This is a genomic window from Roseateles sp. P5_E11, from assembly GCF_054049355.1.
The window spans coordinates 1-3,128 of sequence record NZ_JBFUMO010000639.1 but is presented as its reverse complement, the minus strand read 5'-3'; the positions used below and the strand labels follow the sequence as shown (position 1 = coordinate 3,128).

At 68.3% G+C, this 3,128-nt stretch carries 4 protein-coding genes; all 4 read right to left on the bottom strand.

What is annotated here, in order from left to right; all coding sequences use genetic code 11:
• The coding region (locus ACXJKR_RS28370) for a LytR/AlgR family response regulator transcription factor (RefSeq protein WP_457325675.1) at positions 1-507 on the bottom strand (507 nt) is incomplete at its 3' end.
• Entirely contained in the window at positions 504-1,568 is a 1,065-nt protein-coding gene (locus ACXJKR_RS28365) for a sensor histidine kinase (RefSeq protein ID WP_457325674.1), read from the bottom strand. The genes ACXJKR_RS28370 and ACXJKR_RS28365, both read right to left, overlap by 4 nt.
• A gap of 1 nt (position 1,569) precedes the next feature.
• Positions 1,570-2,298 (bottom strand): LiaI-LiaF-like domain-containing protein, encoded by a 729-nt coding sequence (locus ACXJKR_RS28360; protein ID WP_457325673.1) that lies wholly within the window; start codon positions 2,296-2,298, stop codon positions 1,570-1,572.
• Positions 2,299-2,504: 206 nt separating this feature from the next.
• On the bottom strand, positions 2,505-3,059 hold the full coding sequence (locus ACXJKR_RS28355) for a phasin family protein (protein ID WP_457325672.1): 555 nt from the start codon (positions 3,057-3,059) through the stop codon (positions 2,505-2,507).
• Positions 3,060-3,128: the final 69 nt, after the last annotated feature.

Below are 3,128 nucleotides of genomic sequence, written 5' to 3'. Positions count from 1 at the left end.
GTGGAAGGCGACGTTGTCGGCCTGGGCCTCGATGTAGTCGATGGCGTCGACCGCCAGCACCTGCATGCCTCCGCTGCGCTCGGCGTCGCGGACGAGCACACGGCTCAGCGCCTGGGGCGAGACGAGTTTGTCCAGCCCGGGCTGAGCCTGACCAAGCAGGCGGCGCGCGCGTGTCAGCGCGGTGTCGAAGCGCGTCTGGTTGAAGGGCTTGAGCAAATAGTCCACCGCATGCAGCTCGAAGGCGCGCATGGCGTGCTGGTCATGTGCCGTCGTGAAGATGACGCCGTCGCGCCGGCCTGTCAGCTCCAGCACTTCGAGGCCCGTCAGGCGCGGCATCTGGATGTCGAGAAAGACGAGGTCGGGCTTGAGCTCGGTGATGGCGCGGGCGGCGTCCAGGCCGTTCTCGGCCTCGGCGGCTATGGTGATGTCGGCGTGGGCTTTCAGGAACTCGCGCAGCAGGCGGCGGGCCAGGGGTTCGTCGTCGGCAATGAGAGCTTGCAGCGTCATGGCGTCTCGTTCTCGAATGGAATGCTGATCTCGACCGCGAAGCCCTCGGGCGTGGCGCCCCAGCTCACGCGGGCCCGTTCGCGGTATTGGGCGGCCAGGCGCTCGTGCAAGTGGCGCAGGCCGTGGCCCATGCCGGGTTCCCGTGATGGTTCTGCGGGAACGGGGTTGCGAACGGCCAGGTGCAGCCAGCCGTCGCGCACCAGGGCCTGGATCTGTACCAGGCCGCCATCGTCCAGCGCGCGTAGGCCGTGCTTCAGTGCGTTCTCGACCAGGGGCTGCAGCGTCAGCGGCGGCAGCAGGGCGGCCAGCGTCTCGGGCGGTGTGTCGAAGGCGCTGCGCAGCTTGTCGCCCAGGCGTTGGCGCTCGATGGCGAGATAGTGGCCGATGAGTTCAAGCTCGTCCTCCAGGCGGATGCGCTCGCGGCTGCCCAAGGCCAGCGTCTGGCGGAAGAACTGCGCCAGGTCGATGCTCATCTGCCGCGCGCCAACGGGGTCGAAGCTGGTCAGCGCGCTGATGGAGTTCAGGCTGTTGAAGAGGAAATGCGGGTCGATCTGCAGGCGCAGCAGCTGCAGCTCCATGTCGCGGGCCAGCAGCCGCGCCTCGGCCTCGCGGGTGGCGGAGGCTTGCGCGGATTCGACGGCCAGCAGCAGGTCGTGGGCCAGCACCGACAGCGTCAGCAGGATGAGATTGGCCAGCAGCAAGAAGCCCCAGGTCGCCGGGGTCATCGTGACCAGGCCGGCCGGGCGGCCGAGGGCGAGGCCCGCTGCATTCCAGCCTGCCGCGAGTGCGAGCGCCGCGCCGCCGAGCAGCAGCACGGCCGCAATCCGTGCAGCCAGTGCCCGCGGCCAGCGGCCGGCACCGAAGGGCTGGCTGCGGCAGAGGTGATACAGCGACAGTGCGACAAAGCTCAGCACTGTGCTCAGCGGCAGCGCCCAGGCCAAGGCCCAGGCGAAGTCGACCGGGCCTTGCCTGCCCAGCAGCGCGGCCAGCGCCGTGCCGGCCAACGCGGCGGCCAGCAGGCAGGCGGCCAGGCCGCGCCGGTGCACCAGCAGCGGGTGCACTTCAGTTCTTGACTTCGACGCCGCCGAACATCGCGTCGCCCCGCAGCACGAGGCGCTGCGTCGGGTTCATGGGCGGCACCGTACGGTCCTCCACGCCGCCCAGCGTGGGCGCGATGTCGACAATGACTTGCCAGTCGCGCGGCACGCGCAGCTCGACACCGCTGAAGCGGGCCGAGATCTCGAGCACGGCCTCAGGGCCCTCGATCGCGGCCTGGCGCAGGTCCAGCTCGACGCCGCCGAAGGTCACGTCGATGCGGCCGCCCTTGAAGGCGCGCGAATCGTTCTGCTGGCGGATGGCGCTGAAGCTTGCGTCGATGGCAATGCGGTCGCCGTGCTCGAGCGTCGACGGCGTGTCGGCGCAAGCCCCTGCTCCGCGGTAGCGCGGGAACATGCCACGCGCCAGGATGGACAGGCCAGCCAGGATGATGAAGACGGGCCACCAGTCGCGCAGCCGGATGCTGACGAGGTCCAGGTTCTGTGCGGTCATCACGGCGCCGACGATGACCAGGGCGATGCCGAACAGCCAGTTGCCCGCGTGGCGTGGCCAGACGATGCGACTCAGCCCGAACAGCACCAGGGCCAGCGGCCAGAAGGTGCGCAGGAGCGGCATGCCGAAGACGTGAAGGTTGTCCAGCAGGGCCAGCGTGCCGATGCCGATAACGCCCAGCCCGAAGACGACGCGGTGGGCCGGGTGGTACGGCGGGCGATGGCGGATGCGGTTGGGTCTCATGGTGCGGTTCTCGACTTGCGATGGCATGAGTAGACACGCCCGTCGCAACCGGCGAGCCGCCGAATCGGCGAATCGACRCCAGCCGGCGACGAATCAACAGCCGGGTTCGCGAATGTCGGAAAGGAGAAAGCCCGGTGCACTTGCGCCGGGCAAAGAAAAAGCCCGGTGCGGGTGCACCGGGCTTTCGGGAGGCGAGAACCTGAGGATCAGGCGGCGCGCTTGGCGGCGCGGGTCGCGGTCTGCGTGGCCTTGACGGCTTGGCTGGTCGCGGCCTGGAAGTTGGACTCGGCCACTTCAACGGCTTGCTTGGTGGCCTTCTGGACCGACTCGAAAGCGTTGTTCGCGGCAGCGACAGCCGACTTCACCAGGGCGACGGCGTTCTCGGTGCCGGCCGGGGCGTTCTTGGCGGCGTTGTCGACAACGGCGGTGAAGCTCTTCTGCACATCGGCGAACTTGGCTTCTGCAGCCTTGGCGACTTCGGCGCCAGTGGCAGAGGCGATGTCGTAGATGTGGCGGCTGTAGGAGGCGGCCTTCTCGGCGGTCGGCTGCAGCAGGGCGGCTTGCAGGGACAGCAGCTCTTGTGCGTCCTTGACGGACAGGGCGGCGGCGGTGGTGTCGGCGGCTTCGCTCAGCGCGGTGCGAGCGACTTGCAGGTTCAGCTCGACGAGCTTTTCGACGCCTTCGAACGCCTTGTTCGTCAGGCCGAAGAGGGTTTCGACATTGGCCTTGTGGGCGGCGAGGACTTGTTCAGCGGTCAGCATGGTGAGACTCCGATTTCAGGTGGTTGAACCGTTTGCTGTGCTTCTTTTGCTGCACTGCAACATGAACTG

Coding starts and splice junctions, on each gene's coding strand:
- ACXJKR_RS28360 (WP_457325673.1), bottom strand. CDS start 2,298: ATGAGACCCAACCGCATCCGCCATCGCCCGCCGTACCACCCGGCCCAC.
- ACXJKR_RS28355 (WP_457325672.1), bottom strand. CDS start 3,059: ATGCTGACCGCTGAACAAGTCCTCGCCGCCCACAAGGCCAATGTCGAA.